The organism is Bradyrhizobium sp. CCBAU 53421, from assembly GCF_015291625.1.
In the GTDB taxonomy this organism is placed as follows: domain Bacteria; phylum Pseudomonadota; class Alphaproteobacteria; order Rhizobiales; family Xanthobacteraceae; genus Bradyrhizobium.
This window is the reverse complement of the sequence record NZ_CP030047.1, coordinates 6,061,417-6,085,543: the sequence shown is the minus strand read 5'-3', so window position 1 is coordinate 6,085,543 and position 24,127 is coordinate 6,061,417. Positions and strand designations below refer to the sequence as shown.

23 protein-coding genes are annotated in these 24,127 nt (G+C 65.5%); 17 read left to right on the top strand and 6 right to left on the bottom strand.

Translation table 11 applies throughout. The features are described 5' to 3' along the window. Nucleotides 1-32 precede the first annotated feature (32 nt). A complete protein-coding gene (locus XH92_RS28955; protein WP_246787718.1) occupies nucleotides 33-959 on the bottom strand; it encodes a D-alanyl-D-alanine carboxypeptidase family protein in 927 nt (308 codons plus the stop codon). Nucleotides 960-1,450: 491 nt separating this feature from the next. On the opposite strand from XH92_RS28955, the gene XH92_RS28950 reads away from it, so the two are divergent. The 10 genes from XH92_RS28950 to XH92_RS28905 all read left to right on the top strand — a co-directional run bounded on the left by XH92_RS28950 (nucleotide 1,451) and on the right by XH92_RS28905 (nucleotide 13,038). Then, nucleotides 1,451-3,028: a gamma-glutamyltransferase family protein gene (locus XH92_RS28950; RefSeq protein WP_194455161.1), complete on the top strand. Its 1,578-nt coding sequence runs from the start codon at nucleotides 1,451-1,453 to the stop codon at nucleotides 3,026-3,028. 176 nt (nucleotides 3,029-3,204) lie between these two features. Continuing rightward, a complete protein-coding gene (locus XH92_RS28945) occupies nucleotides 3,205-4,872 on the top strand; it encodes an amidohydrolase (protein WP_194455160.1) in 1,668 nt (555 codons plus the stop codon). Next, nucleotides 4,872-5,960, top strand: a complete 1,089-nt coding sequence (locus XH92_RS28940) for a GTP-binding protein (RefSeq protein ID WP_194455159.1) — start codon at nucleotides 4,872-4,874, stop codon at nucleotides 5,958-5,960. Before XH92_RS28945 ends, XH92_RS28940 begins: the two co-directional genes overlap by 1 nt. Before the next feature lie 46 nt (nucleotides 5,961-6,006). Further along, on the top strand, nucleotides 6,007-7,320 hold the full coding sequence (locus XH92_RS28935; protein WP_246787716.1) for an ABC transporter substrate-binding protein: 1,314 nt from the start codon (nucleotides 6,007-6,009) through the stop codon (nucleotides 7,318-7,320). A 1-nt stretch (nucleotide 7,321) separates the two neighbouring features. Next, nucleotides 7,322-8,053 (top strand): ABC transporter ATP-binding protein, encoded by a 732-nt coding sequence (locus tag XH92_RS28930; protein ID WP_194455158.1) that lies wholly within the window; start codon nucleotides 7,322-7,324, stop codon nucleotides 8,051-8,053. Beyond that, nucleotides 8,040-8,738 (top strand): ABC transporter ATP-binding protein, encoded by a 699-nt coding sequence (locus XH92_RS28925; protein ID WP_194455157.1) that lies wholly within the window; start codon nucleotides 8,040-8,042, stop codon nucleotides 8,736-8,738. Before XH92_RS28930 ends, XH92_RS28925 begins: the two co-directional genes overlap by 14 nt. A 16-nt stretch (nucleotides 8,739-8,754) precedes the next feature. Further along, nucleotides 8,755-9,621 (top strand): branched-chain amino acid ABC transporter permease, encoded by an 867-nt coding sequence (locus XH92_RS28920; RefSeq protein WP_194455156.1) that lies wholly within the window; start codon nucleotides 8,755-8,757, stop codon nucleotides 9,619-9,621. 5 nt (nucleotides 9,622-9,626) lie between these two features. Continuing rightward, nucleotides 9,627-10,646: a branched-chain amino acid ABC transporter permease gene (locus XH92_RS28915; protein ID WP_246787714.1), complete on the top strand. Its 1,020-nt coding sequence runs from the start codon at nucleotides 9,627-9,629 to the stop codon at nucleotides 10,644-10,646. A gap of 65 nt (nucleotides 10,647-10,711) precedes the next feature. Then, on the top strand, nucleotides 10,712-12,724 hold the full coding sequence (locus XH92_RS28910; protein WP_194455154.1) for a tyramine oxidase: 2,013 nt from the start codon (nucleotides 10,712-10,714) through the stop codon (nucleotides 12,722-12,724). Between the two features lie 26 nt (nucleotides 12,725-12,750). Continuing rightward, the gene (locus XH92_RS28905) at nucleotides 12,751-13,038 is read left to right on the top strand and encodes a hypothetical protein (protein WP_194455153.1); all 288 of its coding nucleotides are present in this window, start codon (nucleotides 12,751-12,753) and stop codon (nucleotides 13,036-13,038) included. Here XH92_RS28905 and XH92_RS28900 read toward each other — a convergent pair. From XH92_RS28900 to XH92_RS28890, 3 genes are read right to left on the bottom strand one after another with little or no spacing between them, the layout of a single operon-like run. After that, nucleotides 13,024-14,376 carry an aminotransferase class III-fold pyridoxal phosphate-dependent enzyme gene (locus XH92_RS28900; protein ID WP_194455152.1) on the bottom strand — a complete coding sequence of 451 codons (1,353 nt, stop codon included), beginning with the start codon at nucleotides 14,374-14,376 and terminating at the stop codon, nucleotides 13,024-13,026. The genes XH92_RS28905 and XH92_RS28900 overlap by 15 nt on opposite strands. Before the next feature lie 10 nt (nucleotides 14,377-14,386). Continuing rightward, nucleotides 14,387-15,052 (bottom strand): HAD family hydrolase, encoded by a 666-nt coding sequence (locus tag XH92_RS28895; RefSeq protein WP_194455151.1) that lies wholly within the window; start codon nucleotides 15,050-15,052, stop codon nucleotides 14,387-14,389. Continuing rightward, nucleotides 15,049-16,311: a Tm-1-like ATP-binding domain-containing protein gene (locus XH92_RS28890; protein WP_194455150.1), complete on the bottom strand. Its 1,263-nt coding sequence runs from the start codon at nucleotides 16,309-16,311 to the stop codon at nucleotides 15,049-15,051. Before XH92_RS28890 ends, XH92_RS28895 begins: the two co-directional genes overlap by 4 nt. Nucleotides 16,312-16,530: 219 nt before the next feature. Between XH92_RS28890 and XH92_RS28885 the strand changes: the two genes are divergently transcribed. The 5 genes from XH92_RS28885 (at nucleotide 16,531) to XH92_RS28865 (ending at nucleotide 21,380) form a co-directional block, all read left to right on the top strand. After that, a complete protein-coding gene (locus XH92_RS28885) occupies nucleotides 16,531-18,015 on the top strand; it encodes an aldehyde dehydrogenase (protein WP_194455149.1) in 1,485 nt (494 codons plus the stop codon). Continuing rightward, the gene (locus XH92_RS28880; RefSeq protein WP_194455148.1) at nucleotides 18,012-19,400 is read left to right on the top strand and encodes a transaminase; all 1,389 of its coding nucleotides are present in this window, start codon (nucleotides 18,012-18,014) and stop codon (nucleotides 19,398-19,400) included. Before XH92_RS28885 ends, XH92_RS28880 begins: the two co-directional genes overlap by 4 nt. Next, a complete protein-coding gene (locus XH92_RS28875) occupies nucleotides 19,400-20,197 on the top strand; it encodes an SDR family oxidoreductase (RefSeq protein WP_194455147.1) in 798 nt (265 codons plus the stop codon). The genes XH92_RS28880 and XH92_RS28875 overlap by 1 nt, the downstream gene beginning before the upstream one ends. A gap of 53 nt (nucleotides 20,198-20,250) precedes the next feature. Then, nucleotides 20,251-21,021 (top strand): SDR family NAD(P)-dependent oxidoreductase, encoded by a 771-nt coding sequence (locus XH92_RS28870; protein WP_194455146.1) that lies wholly within the window; start codon nucleotides 20,251-20,253, stop codon nucleotides 21,019-21,021. A gap of 98 nt (nucleotides 21,022-21,119) precedes the next feature. Continuing rightward, the gene (locus XH92_RS28865; protein WP_194455145.1) at nucleotides 21,120-21,380 is read left to right on the top strand and encodes a hypothetical protein; all 261 of its coding nucleotides are present in this window, start codon (nucleotides 21,120-21,122) and stop codon (nucleotides 21,378-21,380) included. Nucleotides 21,381-21,529: 149 nt separating this feature from the next. On the opposite strand, the gene XH92_RS28860 is transcribed toward XH92_RS28865, so the two are convergent. Beyond that, nucleotides 21,530-21,901 (bottom strand): hypothetical protein, encoded by a 372-nt coding sequence (locus XH92_RS28860; RefSeq protein WP_194455144.1) that lies wholly within the window; start codon nucleotides 21,899-21,901, stop codon nucleotides 21,530-21,532. 331 nt (nucleotides 21,902-22,232) lie between these two features. Between XH92_RS28860 and XH92_RS28855 the strand changes: the two genes are divergently transcribed. Both XH92_RS28855 and XH92_RS28850 read left to right on the top strand, forming a co-directional pair. Next, nucleotides 22,233-22,781 (top strand): hypothetical protein, encoded by a 549-nt coding sequence (locus XH92_RS28855; protein WP_194455143.1) that lies wholly within the window; start codon nucleotides 22,233-22,235, stop codon nucleotides 22,779-22,781. A gap of 287 nt (nucleotides 22,782-23,068) precedes the next feature. After that, entirely contained in the window at nucleotides 23,069-23,626 is a 558-nt protein-coding gene (locus XH92_RS28850) for a hypothetical protein (protein WP_194455142.1), read from the top strand. Between the two features lie 27 nt (nucleotides 23,627-23,653). Here XH92_RS28850 and XH92_RS43185 read toward each other — a convergent pair whose 3' ends face one another. After that, nucleotides 23,654-24,097, bottom strand: a complete 444-nt coding sequence (locus XH92_RS43185) for a hypothetical protein (protein WP_246787712.1) — start codon at nucleotides 24,095-24,097, stop codon at nucleotides 23,654-23,656. Between the last annotated feature and the right edge of the window lie 30 nt (nucleotides 24,098-24,127).

Sequence of the window (24,127 nt, the reverse complement as noted above, 5' to 3'; positions counted from 1 at the left end):
GTACATTCGAAGCGAGGCGAGGGGCGGGCCGGTCAGAGGCGCGAGCTGATTTTCGTTGTCGCAGGCTTCTTCGCTGCCTTTGACTTCGCTCGCGTCGTCACGCCATGTCTGGAAGACGCTGCAATTCGTGTGTGTCGCTTACCGACCAGCTTTACGTGGCTTGATGCTGAACGATGAGCTGCGTATTCCTGACCATCGACCGGTGCAAGATGCGCTGGGTCGCCATTCAAATATGGACGTCCAACACCGAACTGCTTCTCGCGCTCGTCGATCCATTTCCACAATCGCTTGGTCTCGACTACGCGCTCCTCCTTGCTCCCGCCATTCAGGCTGATGACGTCTGCGGCGAGCCCGTGACCATAGCCTCCACGCGAACTGCCACCGTGATAGGACTTGTCATTCGCGGCCTTCAGCCCGCTTGCAATTGATTGGCGGTAGTCATCCCGGAAGCCGCTGGTGATCCCAGGTGCCAGTCCGGCCTGTTCTGCCGCATGGAGCATATAGAACAGCTTTCCCTTGAAGGCTCGATCCATCCCTCCGATCACGTAATCCATCAGAGGCATGCCGGCCTTGTCTGCTGCTTTGGGGTCCTTCCATCCGAAGTCATTTTCGACCCGCTTCGGGATGCTGCGGGTGACGGTGACCAGTTTGCCCTTCCGTTTGATCGTCACGTCTTTCTTTTCGTATACGACGATCCAGTCGGTCTTCGGCGCTCGCGTATAAAGCGCGCCAAGGAACCGGTCGATGCATGCCTCGGCAACAAAGCATTCGTCCAGGATCAGGATTGTATCGATATTGTCCGGGACGACCTTGAGCGGGTCGACAACGTTGGCCGTCTGAGATGCTTGCTCGGATTGCTTTTCGGCTTCCGTCGCTGGCAGGGCCTCGGGGCTCGCCCGGTCCGCACCTGGCGGCGCGCTCTGAACATCGGCTTGAGCCGACGGTTCGGATGTTGTCACCTGTCGGTCCGGCTCTTCCGTGGGCGACGCCGCGTGAACGGCGACACCGCATGACAGCGCGACCAGAGGCGCGGCAACACGCAACCAACCAGCCCCGCAACCGAACTGATTCCGCCTGGCGCCATGAACCTCTTTGCGAGATGACATCCGCATTGGAAATCAGGCATGAGCCAAATTGATCATGACAGCGTGCCATCGCGCTCCGAGCTTGGCAACCAGTTAACCGCTGCGGAATGAGCTGGCGAACACGCAACTAACCAGATAGGCCAAGGCAGTCCTCACGCGCAGGTTTGACAGGTTTGCTGCGTCGCCGTCGGATTGCTTCACCGCGTCCGGAAAGCATCTAGCAAGATAACTTCGCCTGTGTGCACCGATCCACCGTTAGGTGGATTGCCGCCCACCGCGCGGCCGACCGAGAGTCCCTCAAGGACCGGTGTCGTTTTCGACAATGTTGGCGAGCGGCTGCCGCTCATCGCATTGAAGGAAGCGACATGCGTGATTTCATGGCCATCGGCCGCTCGGTGGCGGTTGCGGAGCGTGGCATGGCCGCGACCTCGCATCCGCAGGCGACACTTGCCGCGGTCGAGATGCTGAAGGCCGGCGGCAATGCCGTCGATGCGGCGGTGGCGGCGGTGGCGGTGCAGGGCGTCGTCGAGCCGCAGATGACCGGGATCGGCGGCGACTGCTTTGCGCTGTATTCGCCCAAGGCAGGCGAGCCGATCGCGCTGAACGGCTCGGGCCGCACGCCCGCCGGCACCGATGCGGGTAAATTTGCCGGCAGCGGCGCGCGCGACATTCCGCCGACCGCGCCTGAGGCCGTGACCGTGCCGGGCGCCATCGACGCGTGGTGCAGGCTGGTCGCCGACCACGGCAGCAGGTCACTGGAGGAGATTTTCAGGCCGGCGATCGCGGCGGCCGAGCACGGCTTTTGCGTGACACCGCGCGTCGCGGAGGACTGGCGACGTTTCCGGGCGCGGATCGAGATCGACGCCAATGCGGCCGCGCAGTTCCTTCCCGGCGGCAAGGCGCCCGATGTCGGCGATATCCGCACGCAACCCGCGCTCGGTCGGACCTTGCGCCGGATCGCGCAGCACGGGCGCGACGCGTTTTACGCAGGCGAGGCCGCCGACGAGATGGCCGGCATCTTGCGCGGACTCGGCGGCGCCCATAGCGCCGAGGATTTCGCCGCGCAGACCTCGGACTATGTGCGCCCGATCTCGGCGCGCTATCATGACCATGATGTGGTCGAGTGTCCGCCGAACGGGCAGGGCCTGGCGGCGCTGATGATCCTGCGGACGCTCGCCGGCTTCGATGTCGCTGATCTCGCGCAGGCCGATCGCATCCATCTGCTGGCCGAGGCGACCAAAGCCGCCTACCGCGCGCGCGACGCCTTCTTCTGCGATCCGTCGACCGGCAAGGTCGATCCAGCTGCATTCCTGGCCGAAGACTATATCGGGACGATCCGCAGCAAGATCGACATGCGCCGCGCGTCCGCGCCCGCGACCTGGGACGATATCGAGCATCGCGACACCGTCTATGTCACGGTGGTCGACCGCGACCTCAACGCCGTCTCGTTGATCAACTCGCTGTTCTATCCGTTCGGCAGCGGCATCTACGCACCGAGATCGGGCATCCTGCTGCACAACCGCGGCTGGAGTTTTCGCGCCAGGCCCGGACACTTCAATTCGCTTGGGCCGCGCAAGCGTCCGATGCACACGATCATCCCGGGCCTGCTGCGCAAGGACGGCAAGACCGTGATGTCGTTCGGCGTGATGGGCGGGCACTACCAGGCCGCGGGTCATGCCAATCTGATCTCGAACATCTTCGATCTGAAGATGGACATCCAGGCGGCGGCCGAGGCACCGCGCTCGTTTGCCTTCGACGGCGCGTTGTCGCTGGAGACGACGATATCGCCCGATGTCCGCGACGAGCTGCGTGCCCGTGGCCACGAAGCGCGCTTCTCCGAGGAGCCGATCGGCGGCTGTCAAGCGATCCGCATCGACCATGAGAGGGGCGTTCTGTTCGGCGCTTCCGATCATCGCAAGGACGGTCTGGCGCTCGGCTTCTGAAGGGGCCGCCGCCCGCCTTGCGGCAGGCGGCGGAGCATCCACCGGACGGTGGATTGTTCCAAATGCCGACATGTCGAACGTTTGGCCGATCATGCCGGCGCCGTGCGTGGTTTCGCTGCTGTGCACGGCGAAAGGCTGAACGCTCCGGATTTTCCCAATCGAAGAAGTTGATCCGTATGAACAGGACATTCGCCGACACGGTCTTCCGCAACGGCCGGATCTACACGTCGAGCCGGGAGCTACCCTGGGCGGCGTGCGCGGCGGTCAAGGCCGGCCGGTTCATCGCCGTCGGCGAAGAGCGCGACGTCGCGTCGCTGATCGGTGAGGGGACTGTGACCGTCGATCTCGGTGGACGCATGGCGATGCCGGGGATCGTCGACATCCACAATCACATCATGATGGGCGGGCAGGCCGATCTCTACGAGCTGCGCTTCTCCAACGCCGACAGCGTACCGAGGATCGCCGAGACCCTGCACAAGGCGGCGTCGGCGGCTGCGCCCGGCGCCTGGATCGTCGGCGGCCAGTTCGGCAACAATCTGCTGAACGAGATGAACACCGCGGAGTCCTGCGCACTGCTCGACGCTGCGTGCCTCGGACATCCCGTCGTGCTGCGCGACGACACCTATCACAATCGCTGGGCAAGCTCGGCCGCGCTGCGGCTGGCCGGCGTGCAGACCGATACCGCCGATCTGACCGACGGCGAGATCGGCCGCGATCTCAAGACCGGGACGCTGACCGGGATCATGATCGAGGCCGCCTCGGGCCTGGTGGAGCGGGCGCTCGCGGCTTCCGGTCACTACACGGCCGAGATGGACCGCGCGGCGGTGGCGCGCTCGATCTCGGTGCTCAACACCTATGGCGTCACCGCCTTCATCGACGCCGCCAGCATGCAGCCGATCATGGCGGCGCTGAAGGGGCTCGACGACCGCGGCGAGCTCACCGCCTGGGCGGTGTGCGCGATGCCGGTGGTCGAGCCGGGCTTCATGTTCGGCAAGGCCGGCGAGGAGCTGTTCGCGCTGCGCGAGCAGTATCGCGGCGCGCATGTGAAGCCGGACTATGTGAAGGTGTTCCTCGACGGCGTGCCCGGTGCCAAGACCGCGGCCTTCCACGAGCCGTATCTGGCCGATCCGGTGCGCGGCTGCTGCTTCCGTGGCTCGACCATGTTGACCGTGCCGGACCTGATCCGCTGGCTCGGGCGCTGCGAGAAGCTCGGCCTTGCCGCCAAGATCCATTGCGCCGGCGATGCCGCGGTGACGCAGGCGCTCGATGCGATCGATGTGGTGCGCAGCTTCAATGGGCCGACCCATCTGGTGCACCAGGTCGCGCATGCAAGCTACATCGCGCCCGATGACGTCAAGCGCTTCGCCGAGCTTGGTGTCGCGGCCGATCTGTCGCCGATCATCTGGTATCCGACCATCTTCCTCGAGGCGCACAAGGCCGCGATGGGCGAGGAGCGTGCGCAGCGCTTCTGGCCGAACAGGGATTTGAAAGAGGCCGGCGCGCTGATGGCCGGCGGCTCGGACTGGCCGGTGATCCCGATCCCCGATCCCTGGCAGGGCATCGAGGGCATGGTGACCCGGCAAAATCCGACCGGGGATTTTCCCGGCAAGTCGCTGTGGGCCGAGCAAGCGCTCGATCTCGCCACCGTGATCGACATCTACACGATCGACGCCGCGCGCGCGGCCGGCCTCGGCCAGTCGATCGGCTCGATCGAGGTCGGCAAGTCGGCCGACCTGATCGTGCTCGACCAGATGATCTTCGACATCCCGCCGGATCAATTGGCTGACACGCGGGTCGAGATGACCTTCTTCGAAGGCCGCAAGGTCTACCAGCGGGGCGCATGATGGGCACGGCGGATCAGATCCCGGTCACGGTGCTTACCGGCTTCCTCGGCAGCGGCAAGACCACGGTGCTGAACCATCTGCTGCGCCAGCCGGAGCTTGGCGGCGTTGTGGCCATCATCAACGAGTTCGGCGAGGTGGCGCTGGATCACCTCTTGGTCGAGAGCAGCGAGGACCGCCTGGCGCTGCTCGACAATGGCTGCATCTGCTGCTCAGTGCGCGAGGATCTGATCGAGACACTGGCCGATCTCGGCGCCCGCCGCGCCACCGGGGCGATCCCGCCGTTCCACCGCGTGCTGGTCGAGACCACCGGGCTCGCCGATCCCGTGCCGGTGCTGCACACGCTGATGACGGCGCCCGAGATCCTCAGTCGCTATCGGATCGACGGCGTGGTCGCGACCGTCGATGCCGTTAACGGTGCGCGCTCCCTCGAGACGCATGGCGAGGCCATCAGGCAGATCGCGGTCGCCGACCGGCTGCTGGTGACCAAGACCGACCTCGCCGCCGATGATGCGCTGGCGCGGCTCGATGCGCGCCTTGCCGCGATCAATCCGGTGGCGACTCGCCACCGTGTCCAGAACGGGATGGTCGATCCGGCGAAGGTTCTGGATGCCGGGCTGTTCGATCCGGCGGCCCGCTCCGCCGATGTGGTCCGCTGGTTCGATCTGGCATCGCAGGTGGCGAACGCGCCGCACCATCACGCCGATCATGATTGCGACGGCGCAGATTGCGGTCATCACAGCCATCACGGGCACGATGCCGACGTCTCGTCCTACAGTCTGATCATCGACGAGCCGATCCAGCGCGATGCATTCGCGCGCTGGCTCGACTATGTGGCGGCGCTCAGGGGCGAAGACCTGCTGCGCTTCAAGGCGATCGTGCATGTCGCCGAACAGCCCGATGCGCCGGTCGTGGTGCATGGCGTACAGCACGTGTTTCATCCGCCGATCACGCTTGCCAGTTGGCCATCTGCGGACCGGCGCTCGCGGCTCGTCTTCATCGTGCGCGGCATCCCGCGCCAGATCATCGAAAACACCTTGTGCAAATTTGCCGCGGTGAGCCGTGGCGCGATCCAGCGATCCGCAGCATGAGCCTGCGGCCAAATCATTTCATCATTGGTTGTGGAGGGAGAGGGACATGACTGAGACGAAGAACAGTTCGGCGTCGAGCCGGCTCAACCGGCGCACGCTGCTGAAGGCGGCCGGCGCCACCGGACTTGCGTCCGCCTTGAACGTGCCGCTGGTCAATGTCGCGCGCGCCGCCGGCAACACCATCAAGATCGGCTGGGTCGGCTGCCTTTCCGGCGTCCGCGCGCCGTTTGCCGAGCCCGACACCTGGATCCATGAACGCATCAAGGCGCATCTCAAGGATGGCCTGAAGATCGGCGGCAAGACCTGGCAGGTCGAGTTTGTCTTCAAGGATAATCAATCCGACCCCAACCGCTCGTCGGTGGTCGCCAGCGAACTGGTGCTGCGGGAGAGATGCGACCTGATCCTGATCGAGGACGGCGACGCGCAGGCTCCAGTGCAGGAGCTCGCCGATGCCCGCGGCATTCCCTCGATTTCCACCATGGTGCCGTGGCAGGGCTGGATGTTCCCGCGCAAGTCGACGCCGGACAAGGGCTTCCCCTACAGCTATCATTTCTTCTGGGGCGCCGACGACGTCGTGAAGAACTTCCTTGGCATGTGGCAGTCGGTCGACACCAACAAGAAGGTCGGCACGCTCTACATCGACAATCCCGCCGGACAGGCGTTCTCGGATCCGAAGGTCGGTCTGCCCGGCGGCATCACAGCGGCGGGCTATCAGGAATTCTCGGCTGGAAAATTCCAGATTGCGACCGACGACTTCACCAATCAGGTCTCGTCGTTCAAGAGCAACGGCGTCGATATCGTGTCCGGCTTCACCTATGGCAATCATTGGGTGACGCTGTGGAACCAGGCGGCGCAGGCCGGCTTCAAGCCGCAGATCTGCACCGTGGCGGCGGCGTTCCTGTTCCCGAGCGCGGTGAACGCGCTCGGCGATCGCGGCGACGGCATGTCGACTGAGGTGTGGTGGACGCCGGCCTATCCGTTCAAGTCCTCGCTGACCGGGCAGAGCGCCGCCGAGCTCGCCGCGGAATGGGAGAAGACCACCGGCAAGCAATGGACCCAGCCGATCGGCTACGCGCATGCCTTGTGGGAGGTCGCGCTCGCCGCGTTGCAGAACAGCGACCCTAAGGACAAGAACTCGCTGCGTGATGCGATCGCAGGTCTCGACATGGAGACCGTGGTTGGACCGGTGAAATTCAAGGGAACGCCGATCAAGAATGTCGCGGTGACCTCATTGTCGGGCGGGCAGTGGCGCAAGACCAGGGGCGGCAAGTCGAAATACGAGCTCCTGATCGTGCATAACGGAACGGCGCCGTTCATCCCGAAGCAGGCCGATCTCCAGCTGCTCTCCAAGCTGGCCTGATATGGCACCGCTTCTGCGCGTCAGCGGCCTCTCGAAGCGTTTCGGCGAGATCGTGGTCGCCGACAACGTCAGCTTCGGGTTGGCGCGCGGCGAATGCCTTGGCGTGATCGGCCCGAACGGCGCCGGCAAGAGCTCGCTGCTCAACCTGATCGTCGGCCTGCTCACGGCCGACGACGGGTCGATCATGCTCGACGACACGGAGATATCAGGGCTGCCGCCGCATCGCCGAGCGCGGATGGGGCTCGGGCGGGCGTTCCAGATCCCGCAGCCGTTTCCGCATCTGTCGGTCTACGAGAACGCGCTGGTCGCGGCATCTTATGGTGCAGGCCTGTACGGCGAGGCGGCGTCGGATTGGACGATGCAGGTGTTGCAGCGCACCGGGCTCGACGCCAAGGCGGACAAGCTCGCGGGCGCCTTGCCGCTGATCGACCGCAAGCGGTTGGAATTCGCCAAGGCGCTGGCCTCGAAGCCCAAGCTGATCCTGCTCGACGAGATCGCGGCTGGTCTGACCGAGCCCGAGGTCGAGCGCCTCGTCGCCATCATCAAGTCGGTGAAGGCGGATCACGCCATGATCTGGATCGAGCATATTCCGCACGCGCTGCGCGCGGTCTCTGATCGCATCCTGGTGCTCGACTTCGGCCGCAAGGTGCTGGAAGGGCCGCCGGCGGAGGTGATGGACAGCGCCGTGGTGCGCGAGATCTACATGGGATTGAAGGCCGATGGCGTTGCTTGATGTGAACGGCCTGCAGATATTCTACGGCGATCTCCAGGCCGTGTTCGACATGAATTTCACCGTCGCCGACGGCGAGGCGGTGGCGCTGGTCGGCGCCAACGGCGCCGGCAAATCGACGTTCCTGAAGGCGCTGGTCGGGCTTAACGAGGAGCGCAAGGGGGCGGTGCATTTCGACGGCGTCGACATCTCGCAGATGCCCGCCGAGCAGGTGTCGCGGCTCGGCCTCATCATGGTGCCCGAGGGGCGCCTGCTGTTCGATTCGCTGACCATCGAGGAGAACCTGCTGATGGGCAGCGTCAACCGTCGCAAGGGCAGCTGGACCTTGCGGCGGGTGTTCGACCTGTTCCCGATCCTGGAGGAGCGGCGACGAATGCTTCCCGGCCAGCTCTCCGGCGGCCAGCAGCAGATGGCGGCGATCGGCCGCGCGCTGATGTCGAACCCGCGGCTGCTGCTCTGCGATGAGATCTCGCTCGGGCTCGCGCCCGTGGTGGTCGAGCAGATCTATCGCTCCTTTGCCGACATCCGCCGCGAGGGGACGGCTGTGGTGCTGGTCGAGCAGGACGTCAAGCGCGCGCTCGCGACCTCTGAACGAATTTATTGCCTGTTGAAGGGGCGGGTGTCGCTGACCGGCCCGGCGCAAGGGTTGCAGCCGGAACAGCTGACGCACGCTTATTTCGGTAACTAGCCAGGATTGGCACGACATGATCTGGGTTGAGACATTGATCAACGGAGCCCTGCTGGGCGGGCTCTATGGCCTGCTCGGCATCGGGCTGGCTTTAGTGTTCGGCGTGATGCGCGTCGTCAACATCGCGCACGGCGAATTCATGGTGCTGAGCGCATTCTGCGCCGTGCTGCTTTCCAACCTGTTTCCGCAGGTTTCGCCGCTGCTGATGCTGATCCCGGTGATCGCGCTGTCCTTTGCGGTCGGTTGGCTCTACCAGGCCGCCATCGTCAACCGGGTGGTGACGTCGCCCGATCCGCTGTCGCCGCTGCTGCTGACCTTCGGCGTCTCGGTGATCCTGCGCAACGTGATGGTCGAAATCTTCGGTGCCGACGTGCGCAGCCTCCAGGTCGGCGAGCTGTCGCGCGCCAGCCTCGAGATCGCCGGCCTCAATATCGGGATCATGCCGCTGCTGACGCTCGTGCTCGCCGCGCTGCTGTTCATGGCGCTGCAGCTCGTGCTGCGCCGTACCGAGTTCGGGCGGATCGTGCGCGCCACCGCCGACCGCCGCGACATCGTCCGGCTGTCCGGGGTCAAGCCGGACCGGGTCTACAACTATGTGATGGGCCTGTCGCTCGCGCTAGGCGCGATCGGCGGCGTGCTGCTCGCGGTGCGTTCGAGCTTCACGCCGTTCTCCGGCGCCGAACGCCTGCTGATCGCCTTCGAGGTCGTGGTGCTCGGCGGGCTCGGCTCGTTCTGGGGTGCGCTGCTCGGCGGCATCGCGCTCGGCATGGCGCAGTTGATCGGGCTCAAGATCGATCCCAATGCCGGATTGCTCTACGCGCACCTCTTGTTCTTCATCATGCTGCTGATCCGCCCGTCGGGTCTCGTGTCGAGCAGGGTGTGACGCCGATGCCGACACGGACAATTCTCCTGGCCAGCAGTGCCATTCTGATCGCTATCATCGCCGGAGCGCCCTTCGTGCTGAACGAAGGTTTCCTGCGGCTCGCGACCGAGTGTCTGCTGCTGCTGACGATGGCACAGATGTGGAACCTACTGGCGGGCTATGCCGGGCTGGTCTCGCTCGGCCATCAGGTCTTCATCGCCTTCGGCGCCTATGCGCTGTTCCTGACCTCGGGCTGGCTCGAGGTCACCCCGATCTGGGTGTTGCCGGTGGCGCCGCTGGTGGCGGCGGCTGTCGCGGCCATCATCGCCTTTCCGCTGTTTCGTTTGCGTGATGCCTATTTCTCGATCGCGATGTGGGTGTTCGCCGAGATCATCGGCGCCTTCACGATGAAATCGCAGGAGGTCGGCGGCACGTCGGGCATGCCGCTCGCCACCAGCAAGCTGATCGATTTCGACTGGTTCGAGCCGACCATGTTCTGGCTCGCGGGCGGCCTGACGCTGGTCACCATCGCGGCGCTGTACAAGATGATGACCTCGAGCTTCGGGCTCGGGCTGATGAGCGTGCGCGACAATGATCTCGCCGCGATGAGCGTCGGCGTCGACGTCCGGCATAACCGCTTCATCGCCTTCGTGCTGTCGGCGGCGGGATGCGGGCTGGCCGGCGCGCTCAGCTTCATGGGCAATCTGTTCATCGCGCCGCTGGCGGCATTTGATGTCAACTGGTCGGTCTACATGATGTTCATCGTGATCATCGGCGGTATCGGAACGCTGGAAGGCCCGATCCTCGGCGTCATCATCTTTTTCGGCTTGCGCGAATTGATGACCGGGCCGCTCGGCTTGTCCGGCGGCTGGTATCTGGTCGGGCTCGGCATCATTGCCGTCGTCGTGATGATCGTGGCGCCGCGCGGCATCTGGCCGGCGTTGCGTGATCGTCTCGGGGTGCGGCTGCTCGACGTCCACCGCGCCGCGCCACGGCCGGCCGCGGCCACGATCCTGCCGGGCGCGTCGGAACGGGTTACCGGATGAGGCAGGCCTTCACGCCGTCACCATTGATTGTATTCTGACCGTTCTGGCTTTGAGTGGAGGGCGTGATGGCTCTGATTTTTCGGCATGGCGGATGGGTATTGGCCGGCCTGGTCGCGGCGACGATGGCGGCACCGCTGCCGGCGCTGGCCGAGCGCAGGATGTGGCCGCAGGCGGCCGCAACGCACCCGATGGATGGGCTCACGACGGACGAAATCCGCTCGGTCTCCGAAATCCTCCGCGGCGCCGGCAAGCTCGACGATGCGACGCGGGTCGTCTCGATGACAGTCGACGAGGATCCCAAGGACGAAGTACGGGCGTGGAAGCCCGGACAGCCGTTCACGCGCCGGGCGAACGCGACGCTGCTGAACGGTGGACATCTTTATGAGGCGCATATCGATCTCGCCGCGCGCAGCCTGGCCGGCTGGGACGAGATCCGGGACCACGAGGCCGCGCTGACCATCGACGAGCTGATGTCGGCCGGCGATTTGCCGAAGCAGGACCCGCGCTGGATCGCCGCGATGGCCAAGCGCGGCATCACCGATTTCCGCAACGTCATGTGCCTGCCGCTGACCGTCGGTCCGGTGAGCGATCCCGCCATGAAGGGCCGCCGCCTGCTCAACGTGCCCTGCGTCGACACGACCGGCGCTGCCAACAATCTCTGGGGCAAGCCGATCGAGAACCTGGTCGCCCAGGTCGATCTCAAGAGCAAGACGGTGCTGTCGGTGACCGATCTCGGCGTGATGCCGCCGCCGCCACAGACACCCTCGCATGCCTATGCCGACTCCGGAAAGTACCGCAAGCCGCCGAAGCCGATCGAGATCACTGCGCCCGAGGGCAGCAACGTGAAGGTGGAGGGGGGCCAGGTCCGCTGGGACAATTGGTCGTTCCATGTCCGGCTCGAGCCGCGCGTCGGCGCGGTGCTGTCATTGATCCGCTACGACGACCACGGCACGCTCCGCGACATCGCCTACCAGATCTCGGCGAGCGAGATGTTCGTGCCCTATATGGATCCTTCGCCGACCTGGTCGTTCCGGGCCTATATGGATATCGGCGAATACGGTTTCGGCGTGCTCTCCAGCGAGTTGCAGCGCGGCATCGATTGCCCCGAAGGCGCGCATTTTCTCGATCTGACGATCTCGGACACCAAGGGCAATCCGGTGGTCTCCAAGGGCGCGGTCTGCATCTTCGAGCGTCCGACCGGCGATCCGATCTGGCGCCACAGCGAGCTCATCAACAACACCGCCGAGGTGCGGCCGAACAATGAGCTGGTGGTGCGGATGGCGCCGGTGGTCGGCAATTACGACTATCTGGTCGACTATGTGTTCGACCGTGCCGGCAACATCGACGTGCGGCTCGGCGCCTACGGCATCGATGCGACCAAGGGCGTGGCGAGCAAGACGCTGAGCGACCCGACGGCGAAGCAGGATACCGCTTACGGGACGCTGGTCGACGAGCGGTTGCTCGCGGTCAATCACGATCACTACATGACCTTCCGGATCGACATGGACGTCGACGGCACTGGCAATCGGCTGGTCGAGGACCGCTTCAGCGTCCGCCGGCTGGATGAGGGCCAGCGCAAGAGCCTCTGGCAGGTCGACACCAGGCCGGTCGGGACCGAAGGGCCGATCACGACACCGCTGAACGCTGCGCAGTTCAGGATCGAGAGTACGGGCAAGACCAACAGGCAGGGCTACCGGACGAGCTACCAGATCATGCCCGGCCACTCCGACGTCTCATTGCTCGCCAAGGACGATCCGATCCAATTGCGCGCCGGCTTCAGCGCCTACACGCTCTGGACCTCGGCCTACGCCAGGGACGAGCGCTACGCCGCGGGCATGTATCCGAACGAAAACCCTGACGTCGATGGCCTGCCGAAATGGACGGCGGCGAAACGGCCGATCGAGGATCGCGACCTCGTGCTGTGGTACACGGTCGGCTTCCGCCACGTGCCGCGCGCCGAGGATTGGCCGGTCATGCCGGGCCTGTGGCATGGCTTCCGGCTGCGGCCGTTCAACTTCTTCGATCGCAATCCCGCGCTCGACGTGCCGCCGATGGTGAATGCCAGGGACACCAAATGAGGGGTCGCCTGCGTCGCTCGGGAGCGATGGCCGGCATGCTGCTGGCCTTGTTGACGGCGCAGCCGGTCGCGCATGGCGCGGCGGCCGAAAGCGGCGCTGACGATGCGTCCTTGCTCTATCTGAGCAGCGGCGACTGGGCACGCCAATCCACGCCGCGCAAGGTCGCGCTCGCGGCCGACTTCATGCGGATCTTCTGCACTGACCAGAGAATGTCAGCGGCATCGCTCGCCGATTGCCTCGACCGCGATAAGGCGGATGGCGCGCTGTTCGAGCGCGCCATGGCCTGTGTCGGTGCGCTGTCAGCCGGCCGCTGAGAGCCCGGCGTCGATCCCTTCGGCGATCACCTCCACATCCAATGCGGTGAGGATCAGGGGCGGGGACAGGATCAGGTTGTTGCCAGAGACGCGCAGCATCACGCCGGCCTCGTAGGCGGCATCTGCCACCTTCGCCATGGTCTTCTTGTCCGCCGGCTTCTTGGTGTCGCGATCGGCGACCAGTTCGAGTGCGGCCATCAGTCCCTTGCCCCTGACGTCGCCGACCAGCGGATGCTTGGCCTTGAGCGCGGCCAGCGCCTGCGCGAGGTCCCTGCCGCGCGCGGCGGCGTTCTCGTCGAGCTTGAGACGGCGGGTCTCGGCGAGCGCCGCAAGGCCCGCGGCGCAGCCGACCGGATGACCCGAATAGGTGTAGCCATGGCCGATCGAGCCGAACGCAGTCGTATCGCTCTCGAAGGTTTCCGCGACCTGCTCGCCGATCAGCGTCGCGCCGAGCGGGAAATAGCCCGAGGTGATCGCCTTGGCCATCGTCATCATGTCGGGCTTCACGCCCCACAGCCGCGAGCCGGACCACGCGCCGGTGCGGCCGAAGCCGGTGACGACCTCGTCCGCGATCATCAGGATGCCGTGCCGGTCGCAGATCTCGCGCGCCAGCTTCATGAAGCTGTCCGGCGGCACGATCACGCCGCCGGCACCTAGCACCGGCTCCATGATGAAGGCCGCGATGGTGTCACCGCCCTGGAACGCGATCTCCTCCTCCATCGCCGCCGCGCAAAGCTGCGCGAGTTTTGCGGGATCGGTCTCGTTGAAGGGATTGCGATAGGTCGACGGCGCGGGGATGTGGAATACGCCGGGCAGCATCGGCTCATAGTTGCGGCGGAAATTGGCGTTGCCGTTGACGGACGCGCCGCCGAAATGGGTGCCGTGATAGCCCTTCTTCAGCGCCAGGAACTTGGTTCGGTCGGCCTGGCCCTTGATCTTCCAGTATTGCCGCGCGAGCCGCAGCGCGGTCTCGACCGAGTCCGATCCGCCCGATGTGAAGAAGGCGCGCACCATGCCTTCCGGCTTGAACCATTCGGTGAGCTCGTAGGCGAGCTCGATCGAGGGACCGCTCGAGGTGCCGCGGAAGCCGGAATAATACGGCAAGGCGCTGAGCTGGTCCGCAATCGCCTGCTTGATCGGATCGCAGCTGTAGCCGAGGTTGACGTTCCACAGGCCGCCGACCGCATCGATCACGGTCTTGCCGTCGATGTCGGTGACGTGCACGCCTTCGCCCTTCATCACGATCCGCGGCGGCTGCGTCCGCATCTCGGCAGGGTGGGCCATCGGGTGCCAGATCGGCTTGGCGTTGTTCTCAACCAGGAAGTTTCTGTCGCGCATGATCGCTCTCTCAGTCGAATTGCAACCCGAAATGTCGCAGTGCCTCGCTGTAGGACTCGGCCGGGCTGCGCACGTCGAACAGCACGGTGCGCATGTTGCGCGCCGCGGCGCCGGCGATGTTGCGGCGCTGGTCGTCGACGAACACGCAATCTTCTGCCTCCAGCGCCAGCTCGTCCAGTACGCTTTGATAAGCGCGCGGATCGGGTTTCAGGATTCGGGTATGGGTCGCATCGACGATGGTGTCGAAGCGCTTGAGGATGGAGAGGCGGGTGCGGAAATCGGCACCGTAGAACAGGTCGAGCTCGTTCGAGAGGATCGCAAGCCGGAAGCCGGCATCGGCGGCCAGCGTGATCGCCCGCACAGCCTCCGGGCGGATCACGGTGTCGGGATCGGCACCGCGCGCACGCTTCACGAAGGTTTCCATGTCCTGCCAGTCTTCGCCGACCATGCGTCCGACTTCGCGGCTGCGCGTCAGCCAGTAGTCGCGTTCGGAAATCTCGCCGCGTTGCATCGCCGTCCAGAGCGGATCGCTGTCGGGGGCAAATGGTCCGAGCCATTTCAGCGCGCACGGCGCGAGCCCGAGCGCGCGCTCGGTCAAATCGTGGGTCTCGAACAGGGTCTTCGAGATCACACCGCCGAAGTCGAGCACCAGCGCCTTTGCGAACGGCCGCGTCATGCCGCAGCCGTCGCGCGGCCGGGACGGACAATGCCGGCCGCGACCCAACGGTCGAAGATGCCGAGCACGGTTTCGTTGAACGCCGCGCTGTTGATGTGATCCTTGATCTCGTGCAGCTCGACCGGCGGCTGGACTGCCGAGCGCATCGCGTCGAGAAAGGCGGCGAGGGCGGCGGGGTCGTGCAGGGCCTCGCCTTCGCGGTCCCATTGCTGGATGCCCCCGGCGGGCAGCACGAAGGCGACGGGCGCGCTGGCGCCGGCCAGCTTCTCGGCGATCGCGTGGGCGATCCGGCGGCGATCTGCGGCTCCCGATGTCGCCGACGCGAGCAGCCGGTTGTGGGCGTGGAACGGCCGATCCGATAGCTCGTTCGGAACTCCAAGCCACGCCGGGAAGTCGACCATGTCGACCGCCCCGGGGGCGACGATCTGCGGGATGCCGGCTTTGCCGGCATTCTCCAGCCGGTCGGCGCCCGAATTGACCACCGAGCCGGTGAGCTGATTGGCGACCTCCTGCAGGCTGAGGTCCAGCACCGCGGCAAAGCCGCCCTGGGCTGCGATCGACTCCATGGCACGGCCACCCATGCCCGTGGTGTGGAAGACCACCACCTCGTAGCCGCGCTGCTCGAGCTGCGGCTTGAGCTCCACCATGTAGCGCAGGCAGCTCTTGCCGAGCGAGGTGATCGCAACGACCGGCCGATCCCGGCTTGGCTTGATGGCGCTCTTCGCCGCGCCGACGATCGCGCCGCAGGCTTGCGACAGCACGGCGGTGCAGGTGCCGTTGAGGCCATAGAGGCCGCCGGCCCACAGGATCATCATCAGATCGGCGGCGACGCGCTCGGGCGGGATCAGATGCGAGAATGCGACGGTCGAGACGATCAGCTTCGGCAAGCCGAGCGGCAGTGCCTGCGCGACGTCGAGCGCAAGGTCGGTTCCCATCGTCCCGCCGATCGCGATCACGCCGTCGATGGCATCGCGCGCCGCAAGCTCGCGTGCCAGATTTGCAGCGCCGATCGCCATCAGCGACATCGCGGAGTTTTCGTCGCCGCTCGATGCGATCGCCGCGATCGTGGTCTGCGCGGCGCCCGCCACCGCGTGCTTGTCGTGCGCCACCGGATAGGGCGGATCGCCGAGCACGCTGATGTCCATCATGATCGTGCTGCCGCCGGCGCGCGCGATGCACGCGCTCATGAACAGCAGTTCGTCGGCCTTGGTGTCTCCAGTGCCGATCAGAAGAATGCGGGGCTGCGTGATCTCAGGCATGACCTTCGGCTCGCCGGCGGCGTGAGGAATGTGGACGAGTTGGTTTGCACCCAGCGGACGGGGCGTTCGGCCATCGTGCGATCACGCTATGAGGGCGCTGGCCGCGGCAACATCCACCTATCGGTTGATTGCTGCCAAAGCCTTGATTTGGCGAGGATTGCGCCATGCCAGCGATCCCTGGTCGGGAGTCGCTTTTTTCACCGTCATAATCGTCTTCGCATGCAGCAAGCCCAGATCGATCGCTATCGCTCGACCGTCATTCCGGCCCAACAGCTTTTCATCGGCGGACGGCCGGCGCAAGCCGTCAGCGAGGCGCGACTCGATGTGGTGTCGCCGATCGACGGCCGGGTGCTGACGAGCATTGCAGATGGCGATGCGGCGGATGTCGATCTTGCGGTGAAACAGGCGCGGCAGGCCTTCGAGCAGGGCAGCTGGTCGCGCGCGGCGCCGGCGCAGCGCAAGAAAGTGCTGCTGCGGTTCGCCGATCTCATCGAGCAGCACGCGCTCGAGATCGCCGTGCTCGGCGTGCGCGACAATGGCACCGAGATTGGCATGGCCTACAAGGCCGAGCCGCTGTCGGCCGCCGGTACCATTCGCTACTACGCCGAGGCGATCGACAAGGTGTATGGCGAGATCGCGCCGACCTCGGCCGACGTGCTCGGGCTCGTGCATCGCGAGCCGCTCGGCGTCGTCGGTGTGATCGTGCCGTGGAATTTCCCGCTGATGATCGGCGCGTGGAAAATCGGTCCGGCGCTCGCCGCGGGAAATTCCGTCGTGGTCAAGCCGCCGGAGCTGGCATCGCTCACACTGCTACGGCTTGCCGAGCTTGCGACGGAGGCGGGCTTGCCGGACGGTGTGCTCAACGTCGTCACCGGCCGCGGCGCATCGGCCGGCGAGGCGCTCGCATTGCATATGGATGTCGATGTGCTGGCCTTCACCGGCTCGGGCGCGGTCGGCCGGCGCCTGCTGGAATGCTCGGCGCGGTCGAACCTGAAGCGGGTCCATCTCGAGCTGGGCGGCAAGTCGCCCAACATCGTGTTCGCCGATGTGCCCGACATCAGGCATGCGGCCAAGGTGTCGGCCAACGGCATCTTCCGGAATTCGGGCCAGGTCTGCGTGGCCGGCTCGCGGCTCTTGGTGCAGTCCGCGATCTATGATCGCTTCATGAACGAACTGCTCGACGCCACCGCCAAGCTCCGTGTCGGCGACCCCCTCGAACTGACATCGGATATCGGCGCGATCTCGAGCCAGGTGCAGTTGCGCAAAAACCTGGATGCCGTCGCCCGCGCGGAAGCGCAGGGCGCAAAGCGGCTGACTGGCGGCGAGCAGGTCCGCGCCGAGAGCGGCGGCAATTTCATGGCACCCGCGATCCTCACCGAGGTGACGCCGTCGATGGAGATCTGGCGCGAAGAGGTGTTCGGACCGGTGCTGGCGGTCACGCACTTCGAAGACGAGCAAGATGCCACAACGCTCGCCAACGCGACGCCGTATGGACTTGCGTCGGCGGTGTGGACCGGAAGCCTGTCAACGGCGCATCGCATGGTGCGCGCCGTCAAGGCCGGCGTCGTGCACGTTAACGCCTATGGCGGCGCCGATATCACGGTGCCGCTCGGCGGCTTCAAGCAATCCGGCTTCGGACGCGACAAGTCGCTCCACGCGCTCGACGCCTATACCGACCTCAAGACCGCCTGGATCGCCCTATGACAACAACGACTGCCGAACGCGCGGGCGTTCTGAACCGATTGCTTGATGCCGAGCAGGAGCGCTTCCGGGCACTGCATCCGCGATCGGCGGCGGCCTGGCAGGAAGGCCGGCAGCACTATCTCTATGGCGGCCCGTCGCACTGGATGCGGCGCTGGGCCGGCGGCTTCCCTGTCTATGTCGAGGAGGCGCAGGGCGCGCATATCAGGGACATCGATGGCCGCGACTATATCGATTTCTGCCTCGGCGACACCGGCGGCATGTGCGGTCATGCGCCGGAGGCGGTGACGGAAGCTGCGCTTGCTCAGCTCAAGCGCGGCGCGACCATGATGCTGCCGACGGAGGACAGTCTCTGGGTCGGCACCGAGCTGTCACGCCGCTTCGGTCCGAAATACTGGACGCTGACCACGTCGGCAACCGACGCCAACCGCGCCGCGATCCGCATCTCGCGCATGATCACCGGCCGGCGCAAGGTGCTTGTGTTCTCCGGCTGCTATCATGGCGGCGTCGAGGAGGCGCATGTCGAGATTCGCGACGGCCGCGTTGGCTTGCGCAACATGATCCACCCCAACGGCATCGATCATGACGCCGTGAGCCGGGTGGTCGAGTTCAACGATGTCGCCGCGCTGGAGGCGGCGCTGGCGCAGGGCGATGTCGCCTGCGTGCTGACCGAGCCGCTGATGACGAATTTCGGCATGATCCCGGTCGATCCTGGCTTTCATCAGGCGCTGCGCGACCTGACTCGACGCGCCGGCACCGTCCTCATCATCGACGAGACCCATACGCTGTCCTGTGGACCGGGCGGCTACACCGAAAGTCAGGGGCTCGAGCCCGACATCTTCGTCGCCGGCAAGGCGATCGCGGGTGGCATCCCTGCCGGCATATTCGGCCTGAGCCATGAGATCGCCGAGCGGCTCTGGAAGCTCGTGCCCCACGTCAATCCGCGCCAGCGGCAGTCGGCGCATCTCGGTTTCGGCGGCACGCTCGCCGGCAACGCGCTGACGGTCGCGACCATGCGCGCGGTGCTGGAGAAGGTCCTGACCTCGGCGAACTACGAGCGGATGATCGGAACCGCGACATGGCTCGCGCAGGAGGCGCGCCGGCTGATTGAGGCCGCCGGACTGCCCTGGCACGTCACCCAGATCGGGGCGCGCGCCGAGATCATGTTCATGCCAAAGCCGCCACGCAGCGGCGCCGACGTCATTGCCGGACGGCAGCCTGATCTCGAGACCCTGCTCCATGCGTTCTACATGAACGAGGGCATCCTTGTGACGCCGTTCCACACCATGCTGCTGATGTGTCCGGCAACGTCGGGACGCGACGTCGACAAGCACACGGCGGTGTTCGCGCAGTTCATCGATCTGCTGCGCGGTGCGGGAGCAATCTGATGCAGGCGCCTCCGTTCAAGCTCGACGGCCGGGTCGCCATCGTCACGGGCGGAGGCAGGGGGATCGGTGCCGCCATCGTGAGGCGGCTGGCGCAGGCCGGTGCGACCGTGGTGATCGCCAACCGGACGCTTGATGTGGCCGAGGCACTGGCGCGCGATCTGGCGGCCGATGGATGGACCGCGGATTGCGTCCCGTTCGACCGGCTCGATCGCAGCAGCTTGCGTGCAATGGTTGACGGTGTCGCCGCTCAACACGGCCGGCTCGATATCGTCGTGCACAATGCCGGCGGTTGTCCGTGGGCCTCGCTTGACGAGCTCGACGAAGCGAGGCTCGACGAGACGCTGGGGCTCAATCTAAACGCCACCATCTGGCTCGCGCAGGCAGCTATTCCGCACATGCGCGCCGTCAGCTTCGGCCGTATCCTCGTGACATCGTCGGTGTCGGCGCGCGTCGCGATGGGCGGCGGCGCGCATTACTCGGCGGCAAAGGCCGGCGTCAATGCGTTCATCCGCGGCGCCGCCTTCGAGCTCGCGCGCGACGGCATCACCGTCAACGGCGTCGAAGCCGGCTTCATCGAGAAGCCCGGCCGCGGCACCATGAGCGCGCCGGAGAACAAGGCGAAGCTCGAGCGCTTCATCCCGATGGGGCGCATGGGGAGCGCCGACGACATTGCCTGCGCGATGCTCTATCTCGCTTCGGCCGAGGCAAAATACGTCACCGGGCAGACCATCGCCGTCGACGGCGGCTCGACACTGCCGGAGACCGGATTTGCCGTCGAACGGCAGTGGGGACTCTAGATGAGCATGATCGTTTCGGAAAACCGGTTTCCACCTTTCCGGATACTGCTCTGATGCCGCGGCTCGACGGAAAGACCGCGCTGGTGACCGGCGCAGCCACCGGGATCGGCCGGGCCACCGCTGTGCTGCTGGCGCTGAGCGGCGCGCGCGTCGTGCTGTTCGGGCTCGGTGACTCCGAGCTGCAGGCGACCGCGGCGGAGTGCGGAGGGCAGGCGGTCCATGGCGACGTCACCCGGCCGGACGACATTGCCAAAGCCGTGGCCGCTTGCGGCGCGTGGCTCGATATCGTCGTCAATGCCGCCGGCCTGATCGTACCTGATCAGCCCGCAAGCGTCTCCGACGAGGTCTGGGCCAAGACGCTCGACGTCAACCTCACGGGGACCATGCGGGTCTGCCGCGCATCCCTGCCGCTGCTCCGGCAGCGCGGCGGCGCGATCGTCAACATCGCCTCGGTTGCCGCGTTCAATGCCAGCCCGGACAGCGCAAGCTACGCCGCCAGCAAGGCGGCCGTCGTCGCCTATACGCGTTCGCTGGCCTACGCCCATGGCGCCGACGGCATCCGCGCCAATGCCGTGGCGCCCGGCTGGGTACGAACGCCGATGAGCGCCTATGAGATGCAGCTGCTCGCGGACCAGAACGGCACCACCGCCGAGACCGAGTTTAGCGGCGTCGAGCGGCGGATCGCCTTGGGACGGATGGCCGAGCCTGCCGAGATCGCGGCGTGCTGCCTGTTCCTGGCCTCCGACGAGGCGTCCTTCGTGACTGGAGCGGTGCTGGTCGCCGACGGCGGCGGCCGCTCGCCGACGCAGAATCGCGCGGTCTAGAACGGTCGTTTGGCGTCGGGGTGTGGCGGCCGGCACCTTGATAAGGACCGGTGGATTTGGCACTCTCGCGCCGTCACGTCATTCGATCGAGGGGCGTTATGAACAAGTCATTTTCTGTGATCATTGCCGCGGCCGCTTCAATCGTCGTTCTGTCGTCGACGGCGGCGCGATGCGGCGACTATCCGTTTGGCGATCCGCCGTACCGGCTGGACTACGTGCAGGAGCCTCAGATCGAGCAGGGCTGCTGGAAATGGAATTGGCAGCTGTACCAGTGGCAGGATTACTGCCCGGTCTACGTCTATCCGAAGGCGTATATGTTCTCGCGCTCATCGCGCGCCGTGCTCCGCACCAAGGGGTGAGGAGCGGCCGTTCACGATGTGCTTCGTGTCGCGCCAATCGGTGCGGCGCGGAGCGCAAAGTGACGCGCGATCGATCGGGCCGAATCGCTATCGCGCCTTGTTTGAGTATGATCTCCGCGCGGGCGCGGAGCTGGCAGGTCAGGCCTTGATTAATGCGCGATGGCGCAGGCCACCTGGTGGTGCTTGCCGAAGTTGAGCAGCGCGTTTTCCCGGAAACCGTCCAGCCAGATGCCCTGACCGGCATAGCGATATCCGACGCCCATCGGCACCAGCCGCACATGCACGCCGCCATGGCCGGTCAGCAGCGAAGCCGTGACCACCTCGCCTTCGACCGACACGGCGCGCGGGCACAGCGGATATTGATGGCCGTTCTCGCAGGTGAAGACGATCTCGGTGCAGGTGCCGACCGGTGCCTTCGTGACCAGGCCAAGATCTGCGGCCGCTGCCGGCCGGGAGTTGCCCGATAGCGTTGCGCTCAATGCCAAAATGCCCGCGACCACGTAGCAAAACCGAATGCGCATCAGTGCCCCCTTGTCCAGCGATAGGCTAAGTAATTGAGGAAAAATAACTCGCGCTAAATGAGCAAAAAAAACCTTCAAGGTCAAACCGCGCCACCCGGTGCAACGCGACTGATTGGCTCCTTCAGCTTGCGGATTGAGCTTTAGGTGTTGCGCGTTTGCTGCACTGGAACGGAATTGCGCTCGAGACCGTCCGGCTGCGACAACGTGCCTTTACTGGCCACAATTGGCCTGCAACTGGTGAGGGGTATTTGAGTCGTTTTGCAGCGACTGCTTCAAGCGCCCGGCCGGATCGCATCGCGAGCGGATTTCGGGGCGAACATCGGGGGTGGGAATGAACTTCCGTGGTGCCATTGCAGGTTCGCTCCTGACCTTGCTGATCGTCCCTGCGGCTCACGCGCAGACGCCATCTCCTCAGCCGGCGAACGGCCGGACAGCGGCGGCGCAGCCGGCGCAGAGCGATCGGGCGTTCTCGGGGCCGAGCTTCCGCAAGGGGTTGTGGCGCTTCATCCGAACGCTCGACGTCGTCAAGAGCGCCAACAAGAACTTCAAGTACCGGGTGGTCAACGCGGAAACGACCCGCTGCGTCGATCCGACCTTCGCCATGAAGGCGACCTTCTCACCAGACCCGGTCGGAAGCTGCGTCTCGGACAAGCCTGAAAAGGTCGGCAATCAATACACCTTCGGGCGTCGATGCGATTACATGGGCGCGGTCAGCACCGTGATCACCGTGCGCAGCGACGAGGCCTATACCGAGCTGAACGAGGTCAGCACCGGCGAGCATCCCAGGACCGACACGGTGGTCGCGACGCGGATCGGCGACTGCGACGATAGCGGCGCTGCCAATTCCGAGAAATCCGCGGCGGCGCGTTTGCAGCACTAGCTTGCGATCAGCCGAGGCAGCTTGCCAGCCTCAGCGGTTGGGAGGCTGAGGCGCGGGCCTCGTTTGCGACGGGCCCGGGCGGGTCCGTAGTTTTCCGGAGAGGATTTTCCACAGTGAGCCTTGATCGCGCCTCGCGCCGGATCGAGCAGTCGACGGCGGAGATCTCCAGCCAAAAGGGCGAGCATTTACTCCACCTTAACGCGAAGTGTTCTGGAATGAAGTGAGGTTGGGCGTGCTTCAAGTGAAGTCACGCGATGCGTATCGTGCAGCCGATAAGGATTCACCGAATGACTACGCGTGAGAGCTTCGGGCGGTCGAAGGTCTTCGCATGCACGCTTGGCGTCGTGGCCGCCCTTGCCGTGTCCTTGCTCGCATCCCAGGGTGCTGCGGCCGAGGAAAGCTTCAATGGGCCGACCTTCCGAAAAGGGATGTGGCGCTTCGTGCGGACGCTGGAATTGGTGTCGCCATCCAGCGGCCGGCAGAAGTTGCTGGAGCGCGAGATGACGCGCTGTGTCGACCCGACCCAGGCGATGAAGGCGACATTCTCGTCCCCGTCGATCGGAAATTGCCATTCCTCGAGGCCGGAGAAGATCAGCAACCGGTACGTGTTCTCCAACCGGTGCGACTACATGGGCCCGGTCAGCACCGTCATCACGGTGCTGAGCGACGAGGCCTATACCGAGGTCAACGAAGTCCACGGCCAGGCGCCGCGGATGGACCGGGTGGTCGCCCGCCGGATCAGCGATTGCCACGAGGACAGGGCACAGCTCGGCCAGCCGGCCGCCGCGCCGAGCGAGGTCTCGCACGATGTCGAGCAGGAAACGGCCGACGGCGAACCGCTCTAACGCGTTGTTCAGGCCCGCAGGGGGCCGTCAGATCTTTTGCTGGTTGCCCGGCCCGCTCACCTTGACGGTGATCTTCTGAATCTCGGTGCGGCCGCCCTGATACTTGACCTCGAGGGTCAAGGCGTCGTCGCCGAGGAATTCCGGCGGCGCCTTGTAGAAGGCGACATAGGCGGGGACCTCGAGCGCCAGGCAGGCCTTGTAATTGGTGGCCTTGGCCTTCGCTGACTTCACCACAACTTTCCCGGCAGTGGGTGGGCTGACCAGCCGGATGGTTGGCAGCGGCCCCGACGTGCAGTCCGGCAGCACGTTGAGGTAGAGGCCGATCTGGGTGTCCCGGTTGGCCAGGGCCTGAACCTGGCGCTCGACCGTGGTCTCGCGCGGGACTGGTGGTTGCGGGGCTTGCGCGGCCACTGTGCCGAAGGAGTCCCAAATCAAGACGGCGGCACAAGCCAGAAGAAGAATCACCCGCATCGAGCGCTCCGAATAGTCGGCAAGGACGAA